This window comes from uncultured Gimesia sp. (assembly GCF_937919775.1).
Classification (GTDB): Bacteria; Planctomycetota; Planctomycetia; order Planctomycetales; family Planctomycetaceae; genus Gimesia.
The window spans coordinates 1-20,042 of the sequence record NZ_CALFPF010000429.1 but is presented as its reverse complement, the minus strand read 5'-3'; the positions used below and the strand labels follow the sequence as shown (position 1 = coordinate 20,042).

Sequence of the window (20,042 nt, the reverse complement as noted above, 5' to 3'; positions counted from 1 at the left end):
TTTTTAACCGCAGCCACATCCGCCACTCGAGCAGCCCGATGCGGCGGGTGCTTCATCGACGGGGTGAAATACAATTCGCCAGGCATAGTTGGCATTCAGCTCCTGCGCAAGAATTTCCAAAGCGGGCATCCGGCTTCCCAGATAATACAGCACGACCGTCTGCTGATCAAATAATTGTTCACAATCGATAATTTCTGTCGGCATGCCCCGTTCCTGAATCAGGGTCTGGCAGTCTTGAAACACGCGGGCTCTCACATCTTCCTGGCGGGCCAGCGTTTCCTGATCTGCTGGCGTGAATTCTCGCAGAATGGTGCCGGCAGACGAGACCGATGTTTCCTGCACACCGGCTGCGGCAAGAATTTCTCCGACCTCTTCGCCGCGGCTGGTTTTTAAAATCACGCGTTCGCGGTGCGCGTAAGTGGCGTCCTCATCTGCTTCGAAGTGATCGACCCAGCCCATCGCGCCATACCGCACCAGAAACGGATTGACGGGAATCTCCTCTTCTTCAATCGTGGATGCATCGAGCAGAAGCACGCCGTCTTCCAGTTTGACTTCGTAGCGGGTCAACGGAAATTCGGGAAAGTCATGGCATGCCCCGGTAGCCACGTCAAAAGTCCAGTCATGCAGCGGGCAGGTCACTTCCGTGCCACAGCCGTCCCCGTCGACCAGTGAGGCGCCCTGATGCGGACAGGAATCATGGATGGCGTAAAATTCTCCCGGCTGTTCATTGTCGGCGACATGGAACACGGCGATTTCAGTGCCTCTGATGGTATATGATTTACGGTTACCGGGAGAAATTTCGGAAGCGTCTCCCAGTGGAATCCAGTTTGTCATGATGCGTTGGTCCATAGTCAATTTCAGACACGGCCACTCTGGCTGTGGGTTCTATTTTATTATATGCTCAACAGGTAATCATACCGTTTTATCCTCAAACTTTCTTCCTGCAGAGAAAAAACCTTCATGGCTGTGCGACATATCTTACTGGACATGGACGGCGTCATCTCCGATTTTATGGGATCGATCCTCGAGTTACATGGACAAGGGCATCTGCTCGGGAACTGGCCCGAGGGAGAAGCCGATTACGCCGGCGTGCTGGGTTTAACCAAAGATGAGTTCTGGAAACCCGTTGACGCGGTGGGCGGCCGGTTCTGGAAAGAGTTTCCTCCGTATCCGTGGCTGGATGAGTTGATGACGCTGCTGAAAGCGACCGCTCCGTTTACCATCAGTACCTCGCCCAGCCGCAGTGCCGCCTGTGCTTCGGCCAAGGTCGAATGGCTCAGGCAGTATTTCCACGAACCGCATTTCATGGATTTCATGATCGGCACTCAAAAATATCTGCTGGCCAAACCGGATGTGGTGCTGATTGACGATCAGCACAAAAATATCGATCTGTTCCGCGAATACGGGGGCCAGGCGATTCTGTTTCCCCAGCTCTGGAATGCCAATTTTGCCATCACCGACAGAATCGGATACGTCAAATCAGAACTGGAACAGATGCTTTAAACGGCATGACTGCTGCCTCGAATGACCAAAGCAGTGGACAAAAGGTTGTTTTCTGGAATAAAGGGTAGTTTTTGCCACTCAGGAAAGGTATCCTAAGTGGTGTTTCATAAATAAAGTTATTAAACGGAAGTTGACGAATAGGAAATATAAGAGACAATATATATTAGCAGGCGACCATAAGACTTAGAGAGTCAGTGCTATCAGGGTTGCTTTTGTAATTTGAGCGTCTGCTGTTAGTGCCTACCTACATTCCTCATAGTACTGCTACCGCCAAGCCTCACAGCGTATCCTTCCTGTTGATTTTGGGATAGAACATCGAGATGAAGTCTCTACTCTATCAATGCCTCGGTTGTCTGATACTGCTTTCTGCATTTTCCGTGCAGGCAGCGGATGCGGTTCCAGCAGCATCGCCGCTTTCGGTTTATCCCGAAAAGGTGGAGTTGATTGGTAAACGTGCGCGGCAGCAGTTACTGGTTTCCGCTCACCAGAATAATCAACCCGTCGATCGCACGCGTGACGTGCAGTTTCAATCGGATCAGCCAGCCGTGATTCAGGTGAATGCGGCGGGAGTGATTCAGCCCGTTTCCAACGGTGCTGCCACCGTGACCGTGACGGATGGTGCGCAGATTGTCAAAGTCGCCGTCGAAGTGAAAGACTTTGAGAAACAGACTTTGATTGATTTCGAGCGCGACGTGCATCCGATGTTTTCCCGCTTTCACTGTAACGGCGGTTCGTGTCATGGAAAACAACGCGGCCAGGGCGGATTTCAATTATCGATGTTTGCCTTCGATCCCGAATTTGATTATGGCGCGCTGACCAAAGAATCGCGCGGACGACGTGCTTCTCCCCTGGCTCCGGATCAGAGCCTGGTTCTGCTGAAGGGAGCCGGTAAAGTTCCGCACGGCGGAGGCAAGAAGCTGCCTGAAAACAGTTCGTATTATGCACTGCTCGAACAATGGATCGCGGAAGGCGCCACACGCGCTGTGGCGGAAGCGCCGAAACTCGTAAAGATTTCAGCCGAACCGACCGAACGCATCATGCAGCCCAAAACGAAACAGCAGATGGTGGTGACTGCGCATTACAGCGATGGCAGCACACGGGACGTCACGGATCTTGCCGAATACATGTCGAGTGAAAGCGTGTATGTTTCCGCGGATGAAAATGGTCTGGTCACTGCAGGCTCACTGATGGGCGAAGCCTCTATCATGGCCCGCTTTATGGGAAACTTTGCTTCCCTGAATGTGACCGTTCCCTCGGATAACAGTGTGCCCGACAGCTATTATGCTGCTTTGCCGCGCAATAATTTCATTGACGGTCTGGTGTGGGACAAACTCAAAAAATACGGTCTCAAGCCTTCGGAAACAGTGGACGATGCAACCTATCTGCGGCGCGTGTCGATTGACATCATCGGTCGTACGCCGACCGTGGAAGAGGCTCGCGCGTTTCTGCAGGATCCCTCTCCCAACAAACGCGAACGTCTGGTGGACTATCTATTGGAACAACCGGAGTACGGCGATCACTGGGCCAATAAATGGGCGGATCTCTTGCGACCGAATCCTTATCATGTGGGCATCAAGACCGTTTTAAATTATGATGCCTGGATTCGGGAATCATTTCACCAGAATAAACCCCTCGATCAATTCACGCGTGAATTACTGACAGCCAAAGGCGGAACGTGGCACAACGGCGCGGTTACCATGTTCCGTGATCGTCGAAAACCCGAAGAACTCACAACAATTGTCAGCCAGCTGTTTTTAGGCATTCGTTTGAGCTGTGCCCAGTGTCATCACCACCCCTCGGAAATCTGGGGTCAGGATGATTTCTACAGCTTTTCCGCCTACTTCGCGAAGATTGGCCGCAAAGGGGTCGGGATCTCCGCACCCATCTCGGGATCGGAAGAAATGGTGTATACCGCGAATTCCGGAAGTGTGACGCATCCGCTGACGGGCGAAGTGCTGCCGCCCCGACCGTTATTCGGCGATGTTCCGGAAATTAAAGCCGATCAGGATCCGCGCGAGCTGCTGGCTGACTGGATTATTTCGCCACAGAATCATTTCTTTGCCGAAGTGAATGCGAATCGTGTCTGGTCTGAGTTGATGGGACGCGGCATTGTTGAACCGATTGATGATTTCCGGGAAAGTAATCCCCCCTCAAATGCACCGCTTGTCAAAGCGCTGGGGAAACATTTCCGGGATCAGAAATTTGATTTGAAACAATACATTAAGACAATAGTAACGTCGCACGTTTACAGTTTGAGCGCGATTCCCAATGAGACCAATGTGGGTGACACGCGGAATTACTCGCGATTTTATCGCCAGCGTTTACGTGCCGAGGTGCTCGTGGACAGTGTGAACGAATTCATCGGCGTTCCAGAAACATTTTCAGCGATGCCCCCCGATTCCACCGCGAAACAAATCTGGACGCATCGTGTCAGTTCCGTTTTCCTCGATTCCTTCGGGCGTCCCGACCCGAATCAGGATCCGCCTTGCGAACGGACCACCGATACCACCGTCGTGCAGGTGCTGCATATGATGAACTCACGCGATATGTATGCCCGCATTCAATCGGCAAAGGGCAACAGTGCCACCTGGGCAAAAAGTAAAATGACGCCTGACCAGATTGTAGAAGAAATTTATCTGGCTGCGTATTCACGATATCCGACCATTGATGAAAAGCGGCTGGGACGTTCCCTGTATGAAAAGGAAGGCGCCGATCGGCAGCAGGTCACTGAAGACCTGATGTGGGCCTTGCTGAATACTCCGGAATACCTGTTCAAGAATTAGAGTACCCTGCCCTGAAAATAACGGCTGTTTCACAACAAATGTCACAGGATCAGAAATTATGAACATTTCAAAAAATTGCAATGGAATGACCAGACGGAATTGCCTGCAGCTGGGTCTGGGTGCGATGACCGGCCTGGGAATGGTCGATCTGTTACGTTTGCGGGCACAGGCCAACGGGGCTCCTGCACCACAGCCGAAAGCCAAAGCCAAAAGCGTCATCCTGATCTGGATGGACGGCGGCCCGAGCCATTATGAAACGTTTGACCCCAAGCCCGATGCGCCGGTGGAAATTCGCGGCGAATTCAACCCGATTTCGACCAAAGTTCCCGGCGTTCAGTTCTCGCAGCACATGACCCGACTGGCTTCGATCTTCGACAAATATTCGGTGCTTCGTTCAATCCGTCATAACCAGGGCAACCACGGTGCCGGCAATCACTATATGATGACCGGTGCCCCGCCCCGTATTCCTGTGGGCTGCGGTGCCTTCGTCAGTTTTCATCCCAGCATGGGTTCGGTCGTCGCGCATCAGAAGCCGACGACGAACAACTTGCCCCCGTATTTCTCCATGCCCAGCATGTCCCGCTCCGGCGGACCTAACTTCCTGGGTGCCAAGTATGCTCCCTTTGTTGTTTCTGATAATCCTAATACGAAGGGTTTCAGTGTCCGCGATCTGGCGTTGCCCAGCGGCTTGACCGATGCCCGTTATCAGACCCGTCGCGATTTGCGGCAGCAGGTCGATCAACTCAAACGCATCAAAGACAAAGTTGCCGGCGATCCGGTGTTGAACCTGGATGAATACTACGAACAGGGCTATAGTCTGGTTGCTTCGACTGAAGCACAAAAGGCGTTTGAGATGGATCTCGAATCCGATAAGCTGCGTGATAAATATGGCCGCACCCCCTTTGGCCAGCGTGCTTTATTAGCCCGTCGACTTTCTGAAGCAGGCGTCCCTTTCATTACTTTGTACGAAGGGGGCTGGGATAATCACGGCGGTCTGTTCAAGTCATTCACTGACAGAATGCCTGCCTTTGAAAATACCATTGCGACTTTGATTGAAGATCTGGACGAACGCGGTTTGCTCGAGACCACCATGGTGCTGGCGCTGGGTGAGTTCGGACGCACACCGCAAATCAATCCGGGCGGCGGCCGCGATCACTGGTCGAACGCGATGTCCGTGCTGATGGCCGGTGGCGGGACTCCCGGCGGGCTGGCTCTCGGAGCAACCGACAAAGCCGGTTATTCTGCCGTCGAACGCGTGCTTTCCCCCGAAAACTTTGTCTCGACCATTTACACCAAAATGGGCATCGACCCCGACAAAGTCCTGTATACGCCGGAAGGACGTCCTTCGCATCTGGTCAGCGATCCGACTCCGATTCCCGAGTTATTCGTATAACTTTAGACCCTGACTGAGAATGATTTACCGATGTCATCTACCGCTCGGATTGTGCCCGTTGTTATCTCGATGTCGTTTGTTCTCAGTCTGCTCACGCAAACCGTAGCGGCCCCTCCCAGTGTGAATTATCTGACTCCCGCAGGCGGACAGGTTGGTCAGAAGGTCGAAGTGACCGTCGACAAAACTCTGGGAACGGCCCCCGTATCCGTCTGGATGTCGGGCCCCGGCTTGACCGTTGAGATTCCGGAAAAACCGGCGAAGGGCAAGGAAAAGCAGTTTTCGATTCAAATCGACGCGGCCGCGAAACCCGGCCTGTACTGGCTGCGGTTTCATAATGCGGAAGGGGCGTCGGAAATTCGTCCGTTCCTCGTCGGTACGCAGCCCGAACAAGCGGAGGCCGAACCGAATGATGATCTGTCACACGCACAAAAAAGTCAGCAGCCCAGCGTGACCATCAACGGCGTATTGTCCAAAGGTGGCGACGTCGACACGTATCAGGTGTCACTGAAAAAGGGAGAGACGCTGGTCGCTTCAATGATCGCCAACGAACAGATTGGCTCTCCGATGGACAGCGTACTACAGATTCTCAATCATCGCGGAACCGTGCTTTCGCAGATCGATGATACGCTCTGGTATGATCCGCGCATTGTGTTTACGGCTCTGGAAGAGGGAACCTACTACATCAGAACGTTCGCGTTCCCCGCCGATGCGAACAGCAGCATCGCCTATTCCGGCAGCGCTGCTTATATCTATCGCCTGACACTCACAACGGGCCCGTTTGTCGATCATAGTCTGCCGCTGGCGTTTCATACCGCGACGGCAAAACCGGTTGCGCTGGAAGGCTGGAATCTGCCTGACAATCTGAAAACGCTGCAGCCTGTTGCAGAGGGAAACCAAAACACCGCGTTACTCAGCCATCCCCAGTTGGCCAACTGGTTGACGCTTCCCGTCAGCCCGACGCCGGTCATTCTGGAATCAAACGAGAGCCAGCAGGAAAAAGGCCAGGCACTGACGGTTCCCACGACAGTCACCGGAAAAATTGCAGAGCCGGAAGAGATCGACGTGTATCACTTCCCCGCGAAGAAAGGGGAGAAGCTCTCGTTTCGTGTCGACTCGCATGCGTTGGGATATCCTCTGGACGCGCATCTGAAACTGTTAGATGCGACTGGCAAGTTGCTGAAAGAGATCGATGATCCTGTGCGGAATCACTTTGACGCGCGAATGGATTACGCGATCCCCGCAGATGGCGAATATCGTCTGCAGGTGACCGACCGTTTTCAGCATGGCGGTGCTCGCTATGTGTATCTGTTGTCGATCCTGCCCACCGAAGCCGACTTCGCGTTAACGACGCCGGAAGAACAGTACACGCTGACGACGGGGGGTAAACCGCTGGAAATCGAAGTCACCATTGATCGCCAGAGTCCGCGTTTCAGCGATGACATTGAAATCAGTCTGGTCGGCCTGCCGGTAGGAGTGACCTGTGCCCCGGTGGTTTCCAAAGTCAAAGAGAAGACCGAGAAATCGCTCAAACTGAAACTCGAAGCTAAGCCGGACGTCGTGTTTCAAGGCCCGCTGGTGATTCAAGGCGTGAGTGTCAAAGACAAAACAAAAACACACACCGCAACCGCCGTCATCAAAGGCATCAGCCCAAAACGCAACACCCCCCGCCCCAAACCGGATCTCGAACTGCCTTACCTATGGCTGACGATTAAGAAGAAGTAGGGTTGGAACAGTTCACAAAAAGTGAGCGGCACGGCGCCAGCCGCCGTTTCTGTGTTTGGGTTCCTGTATCAAAACCGGTGGCTAACGCCGTTCCGCTCACAGGAACAATGCTGCAGAAACAGTTCGAATTTGTTTTGGGGTAGCGAAACCAAATCGTAGGGGCGTGACCTATGTGTCCGCCCGCCTGGTTGTATTCAATGTTCTCTCGTATGTGGAGGGAATTGGTTGATCGCAACGATTTGAATGTCTATAAGCGAACCGCCGAAAGAGTCAATTTAATGTGGGTGTAGCCGGAGAAAAGCGGACGTATTTTTGAGGTACTCGTATAAAAGTGAGCGGTACGGCGCTAGCCGCCGTTTTTGTGTTGGGGTTCCTAAATCAAAAACGGTGGCTAGCGCCATTCCGCTCTGAAGTTGCCCAGGCAAGAAAACTGGTTCTTGTCTGAATAGGATCACTTCAGCGCTTTAATCATCTCCTGGGCTTTGGTTTCGAAGATCGCCTGCCATTCGGGGGCCAGCATGCAGTCGCTGTCTTCCTGGGCGCCGCCGACGTTTTTGAGCTGATCGGCGGTGGGGGCGTAGTAGTTATAACCGTTGGTGTAGCCGGCGACGAACGTGTTTTCGAACGGCGAATTTTTCTTGATGTTCAGGCCGATGTTGACCGTCAGTTCTGCGGGGAATGTAACCATGCGGAAGTCGCCGACTTTGATGCCGAACACTTCGACGTCGAGCGTCTTGCCGGCGGCCTGGTTGCGGGTCTGGTGTTTGTTGAGCAGTGCCAGGTTTGCTTTGTTGCGCGTCATCATTTCCATCTTGTAGACGTTGTTAATGTAGCGTTCCATGTTTGCACGGTTTTCTTCATCGAGCTTCATTAAGCCGTCGCGTCCCAGTTTCTGTTCCAGCATGTAACGGTGTGAATAGTAGGACGGATGGTCTTCGTAGAGCTTGTATTTCACGATCAACGGCAGAAATGTTTTCAGGTTCAGGCTGGTTCCCTGCAGGGAATTGAGCAGTTGTTCCTGTTCTTTCTTCAGAGATTCAATGCGGGTTTCATTGTTGGAACGGGGCACTGCCAGCGTTTCGTTCATGACTTTTAAGGAACCCGCGTCGCTGCATTTGATATTTTTGATTGCCTTCAGCGTGCTCAATCCGAGCAGATTACCCAGCGTCTCGGCGTCGCGGGGATTGTCGACGTCCTTGTATTGGGCCGGGTTGATATCGCCGCCACAACCCTGCACGAACAGGGCAATCGCGCCGTCGCTCAGATTATCTTCGATGACTTGCGACGCGAAGCCGCTCATGTCGGCGGTGTTACCTTTGTTGGGCACACCCTGAATGGGATGGCAGGCGAAGTTGTAGACGACGGCCAGCGTTTCGCCGTTCTTTTTGTCGAGTTTCAGAATGCCGATCTCGGGGTCGATGGGGCCGATGCCTGCGACTTCTTCATCGGGAGGTAGCGAATAGGCATGACGCACGTCGGCTTCTTTGCCGTTTTTGAGGAACAGCCGGCGATTCTCCATCACGCGATCTTCGTGCCCGGTGCCGACACCGACATTCACGGGGACCAGGTTTTTCGCCGCCTCTTTAATCGCCTGCACGGTCCGCTGTTCCACGTCTTTACACACGATACCATGGCAGTGACTGGCGTTGACCATGATGTTTTCCGGTTTGATCTTGAGATCTTTTTCGATCTGATCGCGAACGTTGCCCAGGTATTCATTGGTGATGGAGCCAATCTCTCCGATGGCAACCGCATCCACGGTGACGATGACGGCGGTCGTATCGCCCTCTTTGATCACCAGGGCTTTCACAAACAGCGGATCATTCACGAGCGGCACATCGCGGTTGGTAATATCCACCTTGGCGGCACCTGCCAGGAGTTCGCCTGCGGAGGCAATCGCCGGCGTGAATAATACTCCGGCGAGTGTGATCAGGAGCATCGAACAGCTCAGTTTGATCGCGGTGCGGGGATGGTTGGGGAGCGCATGTGAAAGGGAGCAGCAATTCATGGTGACATCGTTTCTGAAACTGGTTGTGATGATCTGAAAAAAGACGACTGTCGGATGCAAAAAACGTATCAAAGTGATCCTCTAGTTTAACGGTGCCATTGATGTTCAAGCACCTGTTCTTTCAGGAATATTTCGAATTAAAATAAATCTTCCGGAGCCTCTGCCTCGTGAACACTACTTCAAATCAAAATCGTATTTGCCTTCCCCTTCTTTCACGTCGGCGGTGAGGCCGCTGCTTGATTCGCCACGATACTTTGCCGGCAGACTGCTCAGGCCGCTCTGCTGCTGGGCATTGGCGGGAGAGAAATCGAGGGGAGGCGTGATAAACACGGTATATTCGCCGACGGGAATCATACCGTCGAGTGTATAAGAACCATCTTCTTTCAAATCGCCTCCCGCACCGATTCCGGTTTTACTGGAATTAAAATTGATGCGGCAGTCAGTGAGAGGCTTGTCTGCGAGATTGATGGTGCCGGAAACGGCGCCCATCGGTTTTGTATCGGCCTGACTGCCGCCACAGCCGACGAAAATGCTGATTGCGCATACGATCAGAAAACAGAAACCGGCACCACGAACTCCGGCGAAAGCAGATTTTAAACAGGGGCTCACGGGCAACATGCAGTATTCTCCTGGTGGTCTTATCGTTGGGTATAAACACGATCGTCGAGTGGGAACATGGATACGGTAAATAGCCGCCCGTATCCGCTCCACCAATTTAAAAATGTTCAATCAGAACTCGCCGACAACCAGTCCGTCATTCAAGGTACCTAACGAGAGCAAGGTGGTGAAGTTGAGGTTATCCGAGATGAATCGTACGGCTCCATCACCCAGCAGCACATGAACTCCACCGACATGGTATGACGTCAGGGGGCCGTTATTATATCCCGCGCCCGTATAAGCGGGTGCGGTTTTGGGATTGGAAGTGTAACGGATCGTAACGACTCCCCCCCCTCCGTAACCATCACCGCCGGAGGTACCCGGAAATCTCATACCCGACCAGCCGCCAGAAAGATTCTTACGGCGGTCGTCTCCGGCAATGGAGCCGGAGTCTTCTCCTACGATGATCGTGTTTGAGGTGCCGTCAGTGCAGTCTCTCATCCGTATGGTTTTACCAATTTGCAGCATGCCATTCTGGCCCATCGTTCCGTAATAGGTATTTACCGCGGCGTTGGGGTTGCTGGCTGCATTGAAAGGAGCAATGGTATCGCTGAATGCCCCCCCGATGCCGACATAGTCCATGGTCATCCCCACTTGTGAGTCCTTCGGGGTGGGATGTCTGCCTCCGACCGTTCCCACATAAAAAGGGTCCAGAGGGCTGGAAGGGCATTTATACACATTGACGTATGCTTTATCCAACGCTTCATTGGATCCCGCTCCCGTTCCATATCCACCACCGCCCGTCCAGTTGTTTGTGGTATTATAACCGCGGCCATTAGCAGGAGTCTGCGTCAGCTGATTGTAAAGAGGAGCCTGATCGATGTACGGCAGGATGGAAGACCGCCAGTTTGCCTGCCACATGTTGTACTGAGAACCAATCGGAAATGTGGTAAACGCATCGTGATAGTTGTGAAATGCCAGACCGATTTGTTTCAGGTTATTTTTACACGCGCTGCGGCGGGCCGCCTCTCGTGCCTGTTGCACAGCGGGCAGCAGTAAGGCAATCAGGATCGCAATGATGGCGATGACCACCAGCAGTTCGATTAATGTAAATGCTTTTCGTTTCACGTGACCTCATCCTTTTCTAAAATTAAGAAAGCAATGATTTGATTTAAAAAAATGAACTTTCACGTTATAGCGGAGCGCAGAACTGGAAAACGTGTTTCGTGGTGAGCCATGAACCTGCTTTTCGTTTGTTACCGTTCTAAGCAGGTCAAAGTCTCGAAAGGAACATTTTCGGATGTTCCATTTGCAGGAATCAGGCGGAATCAGAAATCATCATTTACCGGAATTGAGTCGCTGAAAAATCCAGTCTACGAAGTTCTAATCTACAGAGAGTTTCAGAGATAAAAATGTCTTATCAGACCTAAAGTTTTCACTATCGGACATTCCCCATGCGAAGAGGATGCAGGAGTCTATAATCTTGGGAAAGTGGGTTTTCGATTGTTCAAAAAGCGGTTTAAAATGCGTTCGCTGTATCTGTCTGCTCAAAGATGTTTATAATGAGAACGTGGTGATTCGCTCGATCCCACGGTAGTGTTTTCGTTGAATTGGCGGCTGTTTTCGATTCAGTGAAGACCCTGGCGAAAAGCGTTCGTAAAAGTGAAAATCAGACTTTCGAAATCGGGCAAATATGCGTCATAAAACTACAGTCCAGGCACCAGAAACATCGAGACAGCTCATCCAGCGCGAGATCGATGTCGAAGCAGATAAAACCGACCTGTCTTATTATCTTCCCTCCATACGCCCCCAGAGAATGGCTTCACTCAAACAAAGCTGGAGTTACCTCGCGTATTATCATCCAACGCCGGGTCCGTTTGCCCGATTTACTTCCGGCCATTTTCCGCCGAAAACGACGACGCAGAAACACAATCACTCGGTCATCGCCATGCACGGCAGTCTGCAGGGACCGCTGACACTGTTGACACCCGAGGGAGGTTATGAGCTGGATTCCGGCGATTTTTGCATGATCGGCCCGGGCGTCGATCATCACTGGTTTAACGAGGGGCCGCATACGGCGTCGACCATTGCATTCCTGATCGATCTGGAGCGCCTCGGCGAGTGGCCGGAACAGTCGGGGGTTGCTGAGGCCTGCCGTGAGCTGGAGACGCTTGTCAAAGGGGTCGAGTGTGTGAAGACTGCGGGAAATCCGGATCTGCAGCACGCATTCTGGAGAATGGCTGACCAGTTGATCGCGGAACATCCCCATCGCATGGTCGATATCACCAGTCGCCTGCTGTTGTTTCTGTCTTTGATCCTCAATCATTTTGCGCCCACCGTCAGCGGCAAAATTCAGGACGACGTCGCGCAACGCATTCGACGCCTGCTGATCAACCGTGTGAATGACCGCTTGACGATTCCCGAAGTCGCGCGTGAAGTTCACGTGAGTCCCACGCTTGCCAAAACCGCATTTCGCAAAACCTATGGCTGTGGCATCATGGCTTATTTCAACGAGATCAAAATCTGGCAGGCCAAACGCATGTTGAGTGATCCCACACTGACGGTCGATCAGGTGAGCCGCAAGCTGGGCTTTTCATCCCCCGCCTATTTTACGCGAGCCTTTCGCAAACTTTCCGGAGAAACCCCCAGCAGCTTTCGGAGTAAGCGGTTTCCTTCCGAGTAAATCTGCAGCGGCCCGTGACGCGCTGTTTTTTTCATTATACTCCGTTTATGGCGCGACCGTCTGCGCGAAGATCTGTCTGGCGAATTGATCGTAGGCGGCGGTCAGTGTGCCCCGGGCTTCGGAGAGCAGGTCGTTATGGGTGCCCTGCTCCACCGACACCATCTGTTTGGGAATGCCTGTCGCTGAAGCGGGTGAAGCGGCGTCGAATAATTTTTTCCCCAACGCATAGGGGACGATCTGATCTTCGGTTCCGTGAATCACTAACACAGGACAAACGACATTCGGAATCACGGTCTGGCTGGGATACTGATCCCAGAGTAACCAGGAGACGGGGACCCAGGGATAATGAAACGAGGCGGCATCGACCATCGAACTGAAAGTAGAACGCAGCACCAGCCCCGCGGGCGGCGTTTTCTGTTGACAGAGTTCGCTGGCGAGTAATGTCGCCACGCCACCTCCCAGCGATTCACCCATCAGAATGATGCGATCCGGATCAATTTTGCGATCGCGGACGGCGTACTTCCAGAACGCACGGGCGTCGTTGAGCAATCCGGTCTGACTGGGGCTGCCCGGATTTTCGGCGTAGCCGCGATAGTCGAACGCGAACACATGCAGACCGAGACTGGCCAGCAGCCGACAGGTTTCGATGCGGTGCAGACGGTTTCCGCCGTTACCGTGGAGCAGGATCACGACCGGCCGTCCTTTCGCCAGTTCCGCGTCGCAGCCTGCGCGATCATTGCAGGCGACTTGCCCTGCCAGAAAATGCCAGCCTTTCAGATCGAGACCATCTTCCGTTTTGGTGGAAATCTCATGTATCGCACCGAAGGGAGCATTGGCCTGATCGACGGATAAAGAGGTGACCCGCGTGGGTTGATAGATGAGCCAGCGTTGTACAAGCATCAACAGCATCAGCAGCAGTGCATAAAATGCGCACACCCGCCAGAGATAATAAACGAGCATTTGTTTTCCGGTGAGTGGTTTGTCAAATATCCCGCGTGGTAAAGGGACCAGCCACGGTAGCCAACGTTTCCAAGCTGATTGTGATTTCGTATTCATGCGTCATCGAGATGGATCAAACAATGTGATAAGTGCTTACTTCCCTTCTATTCTATACAAGCGATTTACAAATGCCAGAGGTGATGTCGCTCTCTCCGTCGTTGCACCGGCAGCCCTGACTGCTCTGATTGTTCCGCTTTTCGTTTGAAACCATTAAAATCGATCCTCAAATTATCCCTTCTCTTAAATGTCAGAGGATCAGCATGCGGAATCATCGGTGGAATTCAGAAAGGCTGCCTGCACGGCTTGTGATCGTGATTCTGTTTTGTGCGGCAGGATCACTTTTGGCTCGACTGCAGGCGGAAGAAGCTCCCACGTTTTATGACCCGGTCGAACAACAGATTGAGGGCTGGACGGTAGCCGTCGATCCGTTACTGCTCGCTCCAGAACGCGCCGAGGCGGGCAGGAAGGCGTTAACCGCATTGGCGAACCATTTGCAGCGGGTCAAATACATTCTGCCGGAAGAACGAATTGCGCAGTTGCAGAAAATGCGAATCTGGATCGAGCTGAAGAATCCGAAGCTGAAGAATATGCAATACCATCCCGACAAAGGCTGGTTGATTGCCCACGGGCACGATCCACGTCTCGCGAAACACGTGCATATTCCGATTGCCGGGCAACTGCTGGAGCAGAAAATGTGGGCCAAGCATCCGTATGTCGTCCTGCACGAACTGGCGCACGCCTATCACGACCAGGTGTTGAGTTTCGATCAGGCCGACATTGTGGCGACATTTAATGCCGCCAAAGAGAAAGGCATCTACGAAAGTGTGCTGTTGCATACGGGCAAAAAAGTACGGCACTACGGTTTAAATAACCACAAAGAATATTTTGCGGAATCGACCGAGGCCTATCTGGGCGTGAACGATTTCTACCCGTTTGTACGAGCGGAACTCGAAGCACACGATCCGACAATGTATGCGCTGATGATCAAAATCTGGGGCCCGGTTCCGTGAGTAGGACTGCGACCGACGTTTGACATCATTTCATGCGAATCGTCACCGGTTCGTGATAAAAACTGGTCAATCATCCTTAATCTTCTTATCTTCCAGTGTCCGCTCCAGCAGCAGGTCGTAAACCGGTTTACTGCCGAGTGACTGGGCGACGATGCTGGCGGTCATGCAGGTGACAATCATCGCCGGCAGCAATTCGAAGCTCGCGGTCATCTCCGCTACCAGTACGATGCCCGTCATCGGTGCCCGCACCGTCGCTGCGAACAGAGCCCCCATAGCGGCGATGGCAAACGCGCCGGCATGCATGTCGACGTGGGGCACCGCCGCTTGTGCCGCATAGCCGAAGCTCATGCCGATCAATGCGCCCAGCGCCAGCATCGGGGCGAAGATGCCGCCGGGAACACCCATTGAATAACTCAAAAATGTCATGGCGGCGCGAACAACGAGCAGGGCCAGCAGCACACCAAACAGAGGAGCCCCGGAAAATAACTCTGCGACCAGTTTCTCACCACCGCCCACGAAAGCGGGTGCGACCATCATCAGTGCTCCCACCACAGCGCCGACGGATGTGGCAATGATCAACATCGTACGTCGACTCAAACGATCAGATAAACGCAGGCATTTCAATAACGTCGTATTGAAGCCGGCGCCCAGCACGCCGATCAGCGCCCCCAGCAGCAGATTAAACGGAAAGAAGAACAGGATCTCTTCCGGCGGAGGCAACGTCGGCAGCCAGGTCTGGAGCTGGACCGGCAGTTGAGGCAGTGTGCCGAACACCTGGTCGCTCACCAGATTCGCCGTGATACTGGCGAGAATCACCGCATGCAGTGAGACAAAGTTGTATTGGAACCGGTGGCGCATTTCCTCAATCATGAAGAGAATCGCTCCCAGTGGCGCGCTGAACGCAACGCTCAACCCTGCGGTGGCACCAGCGGCCAGCAGCGTGTTGATGGTATGGGTATTGCCCTTTGCTTTCTCGCCCACGATCTGGCCGATGCAGCCGCCTAAGTGGATCGTCGGGCCTTCTCGCCCCAGCACCAGGCCCGCCCCCATCGACAGCACACCGCCGAAAAATTTGACGGGCAGCACGCTTTTCCAGCGAACCGGCCTGAGTCCTGACATCGCGCCTTCGATTTCCTGAATGCCGCTCCCCGCTGTTTCGGGTGCGAATCGACGCACCAGTGTAGCCGAGGCTGCGACCATTGCGCCTCCCATCAGTGCGGCGATGAGGGTCGCCATGATTTCATGACCAGCGAACATTGTGGCAATGACGGCATACAGGTCAATCGCGCGATCCACACTATAGTGAAACGCCGATCCCACCGTTCCCACGCCCAGACCAATGATCAACGCCAGCAGATAAACCCGCATCGCTGATTTCAGTTCCAATCGCCGGTTCAACTCTGCTTCATGCATGTCCGTATCCATGTTCTGGTATCAATGAATTTCGTGTACCGCCTTGTTCACCGTCGGGAAAGATAACAGGTGTCGGGCTCGAATGGTAGCTTTTCCCGCGGCTCTTTAATAGATCCATTCAACGGGAATCCCGACCCAGATGACGAGATAGCCGATCGCAAGCAAATAGCAAAGGCAAGCACCAGCGATCATTCCCCCAAGAGGGTGTTTCAATAAAAAACCGAGGGCCGCAATCGATAAGCCGGCGATGATCCCGAGCCAAAAAGCTATTCGTATGTGGCTGAAAGCGAGATTCAGATCATGCATACTGAGATAGAGATGCCGCATCTCGACCACAATCAGAAAGACAATGCACAATGCCGCCATTGTGGTCAATTTCATTGGTTGTCGGGGCATATGAGTCAAGCAGAATGAATGGAACAAACTTAAACCAGCTCTCGCATCGGCTGAGTCGGGTCGACCAGATACGTCGGTCGTCCTGACAGATCCGTCACCGTTGTGGTGTTCACATCGATCCCCAGGTTGTGATACAGCGTGGCAAACACCTCGTTGAAACCGACCGGACGATCCTCGACATGTTCGGCGAAACGGTTCGTGGAACCAATCACCTGACCGGTGCGCATTCCGCCCCCGGCCAGCATGGCGCAGGAAACCTTCGGCCAATGATCCCGACCGACCGTGGGGCTGATCCGCGGCGTACGCCCGAATTCTCCCCAGACGACCACAGAAACGTCTTTTTCCATCCCCCGGTTCTGCAGGTCCTCCATCAGCGCGGTCAATCCCTGGTCGAGCATCGGAAAATGTTCTTCTTCATGCTCGAAGATGGTGCCGTGCGGCTTGCCGTGCCAGTCCCAGCGACCGTAAGCCAGCGTGACGCAACGCACACCCACTTCGACCAGACGGCGGGCCATGAGAAAATAATCGTTCAATAAAGGTCCCGCGTCGCCGTAACCGGCCGGCTTGTTCGAGCCGCGGCCATAACGATCGCGCAACTTCGGATCTTCCTGAGACAAGTCCAGAGCCTGAGCCAGCCTGCTCGAAGTCAGAATACCAAACGCCTGTTTCGTGTAGGCATCGATCCCCTGCATATCCTCGACTACTTCTGCTTGTCGCCGCATATTATCGAGCGAGGCCAACAGCGTTTTGCGATCATCCAGTCGCGCCGCGTTGACACTGTTGAGGATCATGTCCGCTTTGCCTTCCGCGCTCGGCTTGAAGGCGGAATGGGCGACTCCCAGAAAACCAGGCTGCCCCACGTCCGCCCAGGGGGCGTTGCCCATCTTCGGCGATAACCCGATGAAGGGAGGCACCGCCGGATCAGTCCCACCCTGCAGCTTTGACAATGTCGACCCCAGCGAAGGCCAGCCTCCCTGCGGTTGACGGCTGGACCGTCTACCCGTCATACACTGGAACGAAGCATGTCGCCCTTCGGAACCGACCATCGAACGAATAAAAGCAAACTTGTCGGCCATCCTGGACAGCCGCGGCATCAATTCGCAAATTTCGATGCCGGGAACGTTGGTTGCGATCGGCTCACGCGGACCACGAATTTCAGATGGAGCATCCGGTTTGAGATCAAACCAATCCTGGTGCGGCGGGCCACCCGACAGAAAAATCATGATCACCGCTTTATGAGAGTCCCGTTTGCCGGAGAGATCCTGCGCCCGCAAAATTTGTGGCAGTGACAGCCCGCCCATGGCCAACGAACCAATCTGCAGGAAATTCCGTCGCGAGATCCCGTCGCAAAAACGATGCTGTTTGCCACTCGCAATGGTCAACATAGAGCTAGCTTCCTGGAGGCAGGTCGTTCTGAGAAAATGTGATATCAACCAGCGTCTCTTTAAGTTGTCATGATAAAAGGGATTATCGGAAACATCAACACATTTTGATGAGTGAATTGAAAAAGGCATGCCCCCGTTCAAGGGGAACCGTCTGCTTCACGAAAAAGAGAATGGAGCTATTTATTGTAGAGATAACGACTTGCGCTGCGCTATTCACGGGAAATGCGAAAAGAAATGAGCGGAATGGCGCTAGCCACCGGTGTGAGATTCGGCATCAATGCTCTTTAATGGCGGCTGGCGCCATGCCGCTCACTTGACGTTGAAACGAAAAGAAACTCACCCTTTCCGCAGTTCGCTGAACGCGGTCTGCATCGCGTGCTGCAGCATCAGGCCGTCGTTGGCATACACGACCAGTCGGGCGCCCTGGCGGATTGTGCGGACGGCCTGTTTCGTGGTGCCGAACCAGCAGCCGGCGGCGACGTGTTGCTGATTGGCCGTGTCGATCACACGTTGAATGGCGGCGATCAGATCCGGATGATCGTACTCGCCGGGAATGCCCATGTTGGCCGTTAGATCGCCGGGGCCGACGAAGACCGCATTCACGCCGGGAATCGAACAGATCTTCTCCAGGTTCTCGATGCCGGGCACCGATTCGATCATCGGAATGAACAGTGTGTTCTCGTTCTTTTTCTCGATGTAGTCGGCCGTCTTTTGATTCACAAATTTGCCCGTCTTGAGCACCTTGTCCAGCACGATGCCTTTCAGCGGTCGATAAACGGCGGCGGCCGCCAGTTCCTGTGCCTGTTCGTATTCTTCGACATACGGCACCACCACGCCATCAAAGGTATCACAGACGCGGGCCACATCAGCGGCGTCGCGGCTGTGCGTGCGGGCGAGGCAGACGATGCCTTTGGAATTCAGCGCATACCGCAGCGGCAGGAACTCGGCGAGATCGAGGGTGGTATGTTCGGGCGTGACAATCACAAAATCGAGCGAGTTCTTCGGAATCGATTCCACCATCGCCGGCACGACAGAATATTGAAACAGCGATCCATACACGGTTTCGCCTTTGAGCAGTTTGTCTTTCAACTTCTTCACCAGCATAGCCGCCTCACTTCAACAACAGAGAACAGGAAGGAATTCGCCAAAGACGCTCACTCCATAATGCCGGGTGGGGGTTCGGATGTAAAGAAAAAGGGGTCAAATTGGGGGAAAGGCGATGTGTATATTGAACAGTCAGAAGAACGCTATATCAGCTGAAGTATTGCCGCTCTCGGGCCTCAGTCTAGCTCACCGAAACAAGACGGAATCGATGTCCTCACCTGATCTAGCCATTTTTGCCGGGCTTTTATCATTTCTACAGATTGTTCCGGCTCATCATTTATAACTCCCGTACTTTCTGCATACCAAATAGCGGCTATCAAATTTGTATCTTCTGGTTTCAAAGGTTCGATCACCTGAATCCCTGCAACCGCTCTCTCTAATACCTGATTTGCAGTTTCTAACAAATCGTTCCGATAATCAATTTCATCAGCCAATGGGTGTTTCCAGAATCGCAACATAAGCTCTACGAGAACTTCCGATTCAAATAAACCAGCTAAATTCAGGCATCGTCGAGCTATTGATTCTTCGCTCATGTCGCAGCAAGTTCCAAAAAATTCATACGCGGTTGATTTCGCCCGATCAGATATGACTGTAGACCTCTTCGGTCAAGCTGATCTACGTTTTTTTGTAAGTATATTTCCAGAAACCATTCGCCAGTATTCGGTACAAATTGATTAAATGCTGTTTGTGCAGACATTGTACGCGTTGCTCTGTCCATCAGATTAAAAGTCTCGCCAATGTATAAAGGTAAAGAGTCATTGGAACCACTTTTTAATAGGTATACTGCAGGTGATTTCGGAATATTTTTATATCCGTTTTCATCCAACTCAAATCGTGTTGATTTTCCATTAAATGAAAGATATTTTTCTGATGAGGCACGCCAACTATGAGCTTGCTTTCTTATTCTCAATGCAGCCCATCGATAATCGAATGATTTAAATCCAGGGGCCATGCTTCTCGCAAAATCATCGAAACGAGATGCAGCATATGGGTCACAGAGAACATGATCCAGACTTGAATATCCCATATCCATCATGCGACGTAAT

Annotated in this window: 17 protein-coding genes; 6 read left to right on the top strand and 11 right to left on the bottom strand. The window is 52.9% G+C overall.

The window, feature by feature from the left end:
- Window positions 1-3 precede the first annotated feature (3 nt).
- The gene (locus tag Q0294_RS11920; RefSeq protein ID WP_299465315.1) at window positions 4-849 is read right to left on the bottom strand and encodes a Rieske 2Fe-2S domain-containing protein; all 846 of its coding nucleotides are present in this window, start codon (window positions 847-849) and stop codon (window positions 4-6) included.
- 111 nt (window positions 850-960) lie between these two features.
- On the opposite strand from Q0294_RS11920, the gene Q0294_RS11915 reads away from it, so the two are divergent.
- From Q0294_RS11915 to Q0294_RS11900, 4 genes are all read left to right on the top strand, one after another.
- Window positions 961-1,503, top strand: coding sequence for a hypothetical protein (locus Q0294_RS11915; protein ID WP_299465312.1), 543 nt, complete (start codon window positions 961-963; stop codon window positions 1,501-1,503).
- Between the two features lie 320 nt (window positions 1,504-1,823).
- The gene (locus Q0294_RS11910) at window positions 1,824-4,286 is read left to right on the top strand and encodes a DUF1549 domain-containing protein (protein ID WP_299465309.1); all 2,463 of its coding nucleotides are present in this window, start codon (window positions 1,824-1,826) and stop codon (window positions 4,284-4,286) included.
- A 58-nt stretch (window positions 4,287-4,344) separates the two neighbouring features.
- A complete protein-coding gene (locus Q0294_RS11905) occupies window positions 4,345-5,679 on the top strand; it encodes a DUF1501 domain-containing protein (protein WP_299465306.1) in 1,335 nt (444 codons plus the stop codon).
- Window positions 5,680-5,709: 30 nt separating this feature from the next.
- Complete coding sequence (locus tag Q0294_RS11900; protein WP_299465304.1) at window positions 5,710-7,401, top strand: PPC domain-containing protein; 1,692 nt, start codon at window positions 5,710-5,712, stop codon at window positions 7,399-7,401.
- A 451-nt stretch (window positions 7,402-7,852) separates the two neighbouring features.
- On the opposite strand, the gene Q0294_RS11895 is transcribed toward Q0294_RS11900, so the two are convergent.
- From Q0294_RS11895 to Q0294_RS11885, 3 genes are all read right to left on the bottom strand, one after another.
- A complete protein-coding gene (locus tag Q0294_RS11895) occupies window positions 7,853-9,409 on the bottom strand; it encodes a hypothetical protein (protein ID WP_299465301.1) in 1,557 nt (518 codons plus the stop codon).
- A 174-nt stretch (window positions 9,410-9,583) separates the two neighbouring features.
- Window positions 9,584-10,027, bottom strand: coding sequence for a hypothetical protein (locus Q0294_RS11890; RefSeq protein ID WP_299465298.1), 444 nt, complete (start codon window positions 10,025-10,027; stop codon window positions 9,584-9,586).
- A 111-nt stretch (window positions 10,028-10,138) separates the two neighbouring features.
- A complete protein-coding gene (locus tag Q0294_RS11885) occupies window positions 10,139-11,134 on the bottom strand; it encodes a DUF1559 domain-containing protein (protein ID WP_299465295.1) in 996 nt (331 codons plus the stop codon).
- Window positions 11,135-11,699: 565 nt separating this feature from the next.
- Here Q0294_RS11885 and Q0294_RS11880 point away from each other — a divergent pair.
- A complete protein-coding gene (locus Q0294_RS11880; protein WP_299465293.1) occupies window positions 11,700-12,689 on the top strand; it encodes an AraC family transcriptional regulator in 990 nt (329 codons plus the stop codon).
- Window positions 12,690-12,734: 45 nt separating this feature from the next.
- On the opposite strand, the gene Q0294_RS11875 is transcribed toward Q0294_RS11880, so the two are convergent.
- Window positions 12,735-13,745, bottom strand: coding sequence for an alpha/beta hydrolase (locus Q0294_RS11875; RefSeq protein ID WP_299465290.1), 1,011 nt, complete (start codon window positions 13,743-13,745; stop codon window positions 12,735-12,737).
- A gap of 284 nt (window positions 13,746-14,029) precedes the next feature.
- On the opposite strand from Q0294_RS11875, the gene Q0294_RS11870 reads away from it, so the two are divergent.
- Window positions 14,030-14,698, top strand: a complete 669-nt coding sequence (locus Q0294_RS11870) for a metallopeptidase (RefSeq protein WP_299465287.1) — start codon at window positions 14,030-14,032, stop codon at window positions 14,696-14,698.
- A 66-nt stretch (window positions 14,699-14,764) separates the two neighbouring features.
- Here the strand turns inward: Q0294_RS11870 and clcA are convergent, their stop codons facing one another.
- The 6 genes from clcA to Q0294_RS11840 form a co-directional block, all read right to left on the bottom strand.
- Complete coding sequence (gene clcA / locus Q0294_RS11865; protein WP_299465284.1) at window positions 14,765-16,111, bottom strand: H(+)/Cl(-) exchange transporter ClcA; 1,347 nt, start codon at window positions 16,109-16,111, stop codon at window positions 14,765-14,767.
- 105 nt (window positions 16,112-16,216) lie between these two features.
- Window positions 16,217-16,477, bottom strand: a complete 261-nt coding sequence (locus tag Q0294_RS11860) for a hypothetical protein (protein ID WP_299465281.1) — start codon at window positions 16,475-16,477, stop codon at window positions 16,217-16,219.
- Between the two features lie 59 nt (window positions 16,478-16,536).
- Window positions 16,537-17,892 (bottom strand): DUF1501 domain-containing protein, encoded by a 1,356-nt coding sequence (locus tag Q0294_RS11855; RefSeq protein WP_299465278.1) that lies wholly within the window; start codon window positions 17,890-17,892, stop codon window positions 16,537-16,539.
- 336 nt (window positions 17,893-18,228) lie between these two features.
- Window positions 18,229-18,990: an aldolase/citrate lyase family protein gene (locus Q0294_RS11850; RefSeq protein WP_299465275.1), complete on the bottom strand. Its 762-nt coding sequence runs from the start codon at window positions 18,988-18,990 to the stop codon at window positions 18,229-18,231.
- 182 nt (window positions 18,991-19,172) lie between these two features.
- A complete protein-coding gene (locus tag Q0294_RS11845; protein WP_299465270.1) occupies window positions 19,173-19,529 on the bottom strand; it encodes a hypothetical protein in 357 nt (118 codons plus the stop codon).
- A partial coding sequence (locus Q0294_RS11840) for a hypothetical protein (RefSeq protein WP_299465267.1) occupies window positions 19,526-20,042 on the bottom strand: 517 nt, incomplete at its 5' end. The genes Q0294_RS11840 and Q0294_RS11845, both read right to left, overlap by 4 nt.

What these genes read in the sequence shown, in the direction of transcription:
- Q0294_RS11920 (WP_299465315.1), bottom strand. Translation starts at nt 849, where the DNA reads ATGGACCAACGCATCATGACAAACTGGATTCCACTGGGAGACGCTTCC.
- Q0294_RS11915 (WP_299465312.1), top strand. Translation starts at nt 961, where the DNA reads ATGGCTGTGCGACATATCTTACTGGACATGGACGGCGTCATCTCCGAT.
- Q0294_RS11910 (WP_299465309.1), top strand. Translation starts at nt 1,824, where the DNA reads ATGAAGTCTCTACTCTATCAATGCCTCGGTTGTCTGATACTGCTTTCT.
- Q0294_RS11905 (WP_299465306.1), top strand. Translation starts at nt 4,345, where the DNA reads ATGAACATTTCAAAAAATTGCAATGGAATGACCAGACGGAATTGCCTG.
- Q0294_RS11900 (WP_299465304.1), top strand. Translation starts at nt 5,710, where the DNA reads ATGTCATCTACCGCTCGGATTGTGCCCGTTGTTATCTCGATGTCGTTT.
- Q0294_RS11895 (WP_299465301.1), bottom strand. Translation starts at nt 9,409, where the DNA reads ATGAATTGCTGCTCCCTTTCACATGCGCTCCCCAACCATCCCCGCACC.
- Q0294_RS11890 (WP_299465298.1), bottom strand. Translation starts at nt 10,027, where the DNA reads ATGTTGCCCGTGAGCCCCTGTTTAAAATCTGCTTTCGCCGGAGTTCGT.
- Q0294_RS11880 (WP_299465293.1), top strand. Translation starts at nt 11,700, where the DNA reads ATGCGTCATAAAACTACAGTCCAGGCACCAGAAACATCGAGACAGCTC.
- Q0294_RS11875 (WP_299465290.1), bottom strand. Translation starts at nt 13,745, where the DNA reads ATGAATACGAAATCACAATCAGCTTGGAAACGTTGGCTACCGTGGCTG.
- clcA (WP_299465284.1), bottom strand. Translation starts at nt 16,111, where the DNA reads ATGCATGAAGCAGAGTTGAACCGGCGATTGGAACTGAAATCAGCGATG.
- Q0294_RS11860 (WP_299465281.1), bottom strand. Translation starts at nt 16,477, where the DNA reads ATGGCGGCATTGTGCATTGTCTTTCTGATTGTGGTCGAGATGCGGCAT.
- Q0294_RS11855 (WP_299465278.1), bottom strand. Translation starts at nt 17,892, where the DNA reads ATGTTGACCATTGCGAGTGGCAAACAGCATCGTTTTTGCGACGGGATC.
- Q0294_RS11845 (WP_299465270.1), bottom strand. Translation starts at nt 19,529, where the DNA reads ATGAGCGAAGAATCAATAGCTCGACGATGCCTGAATTTAGCTGGTTTA.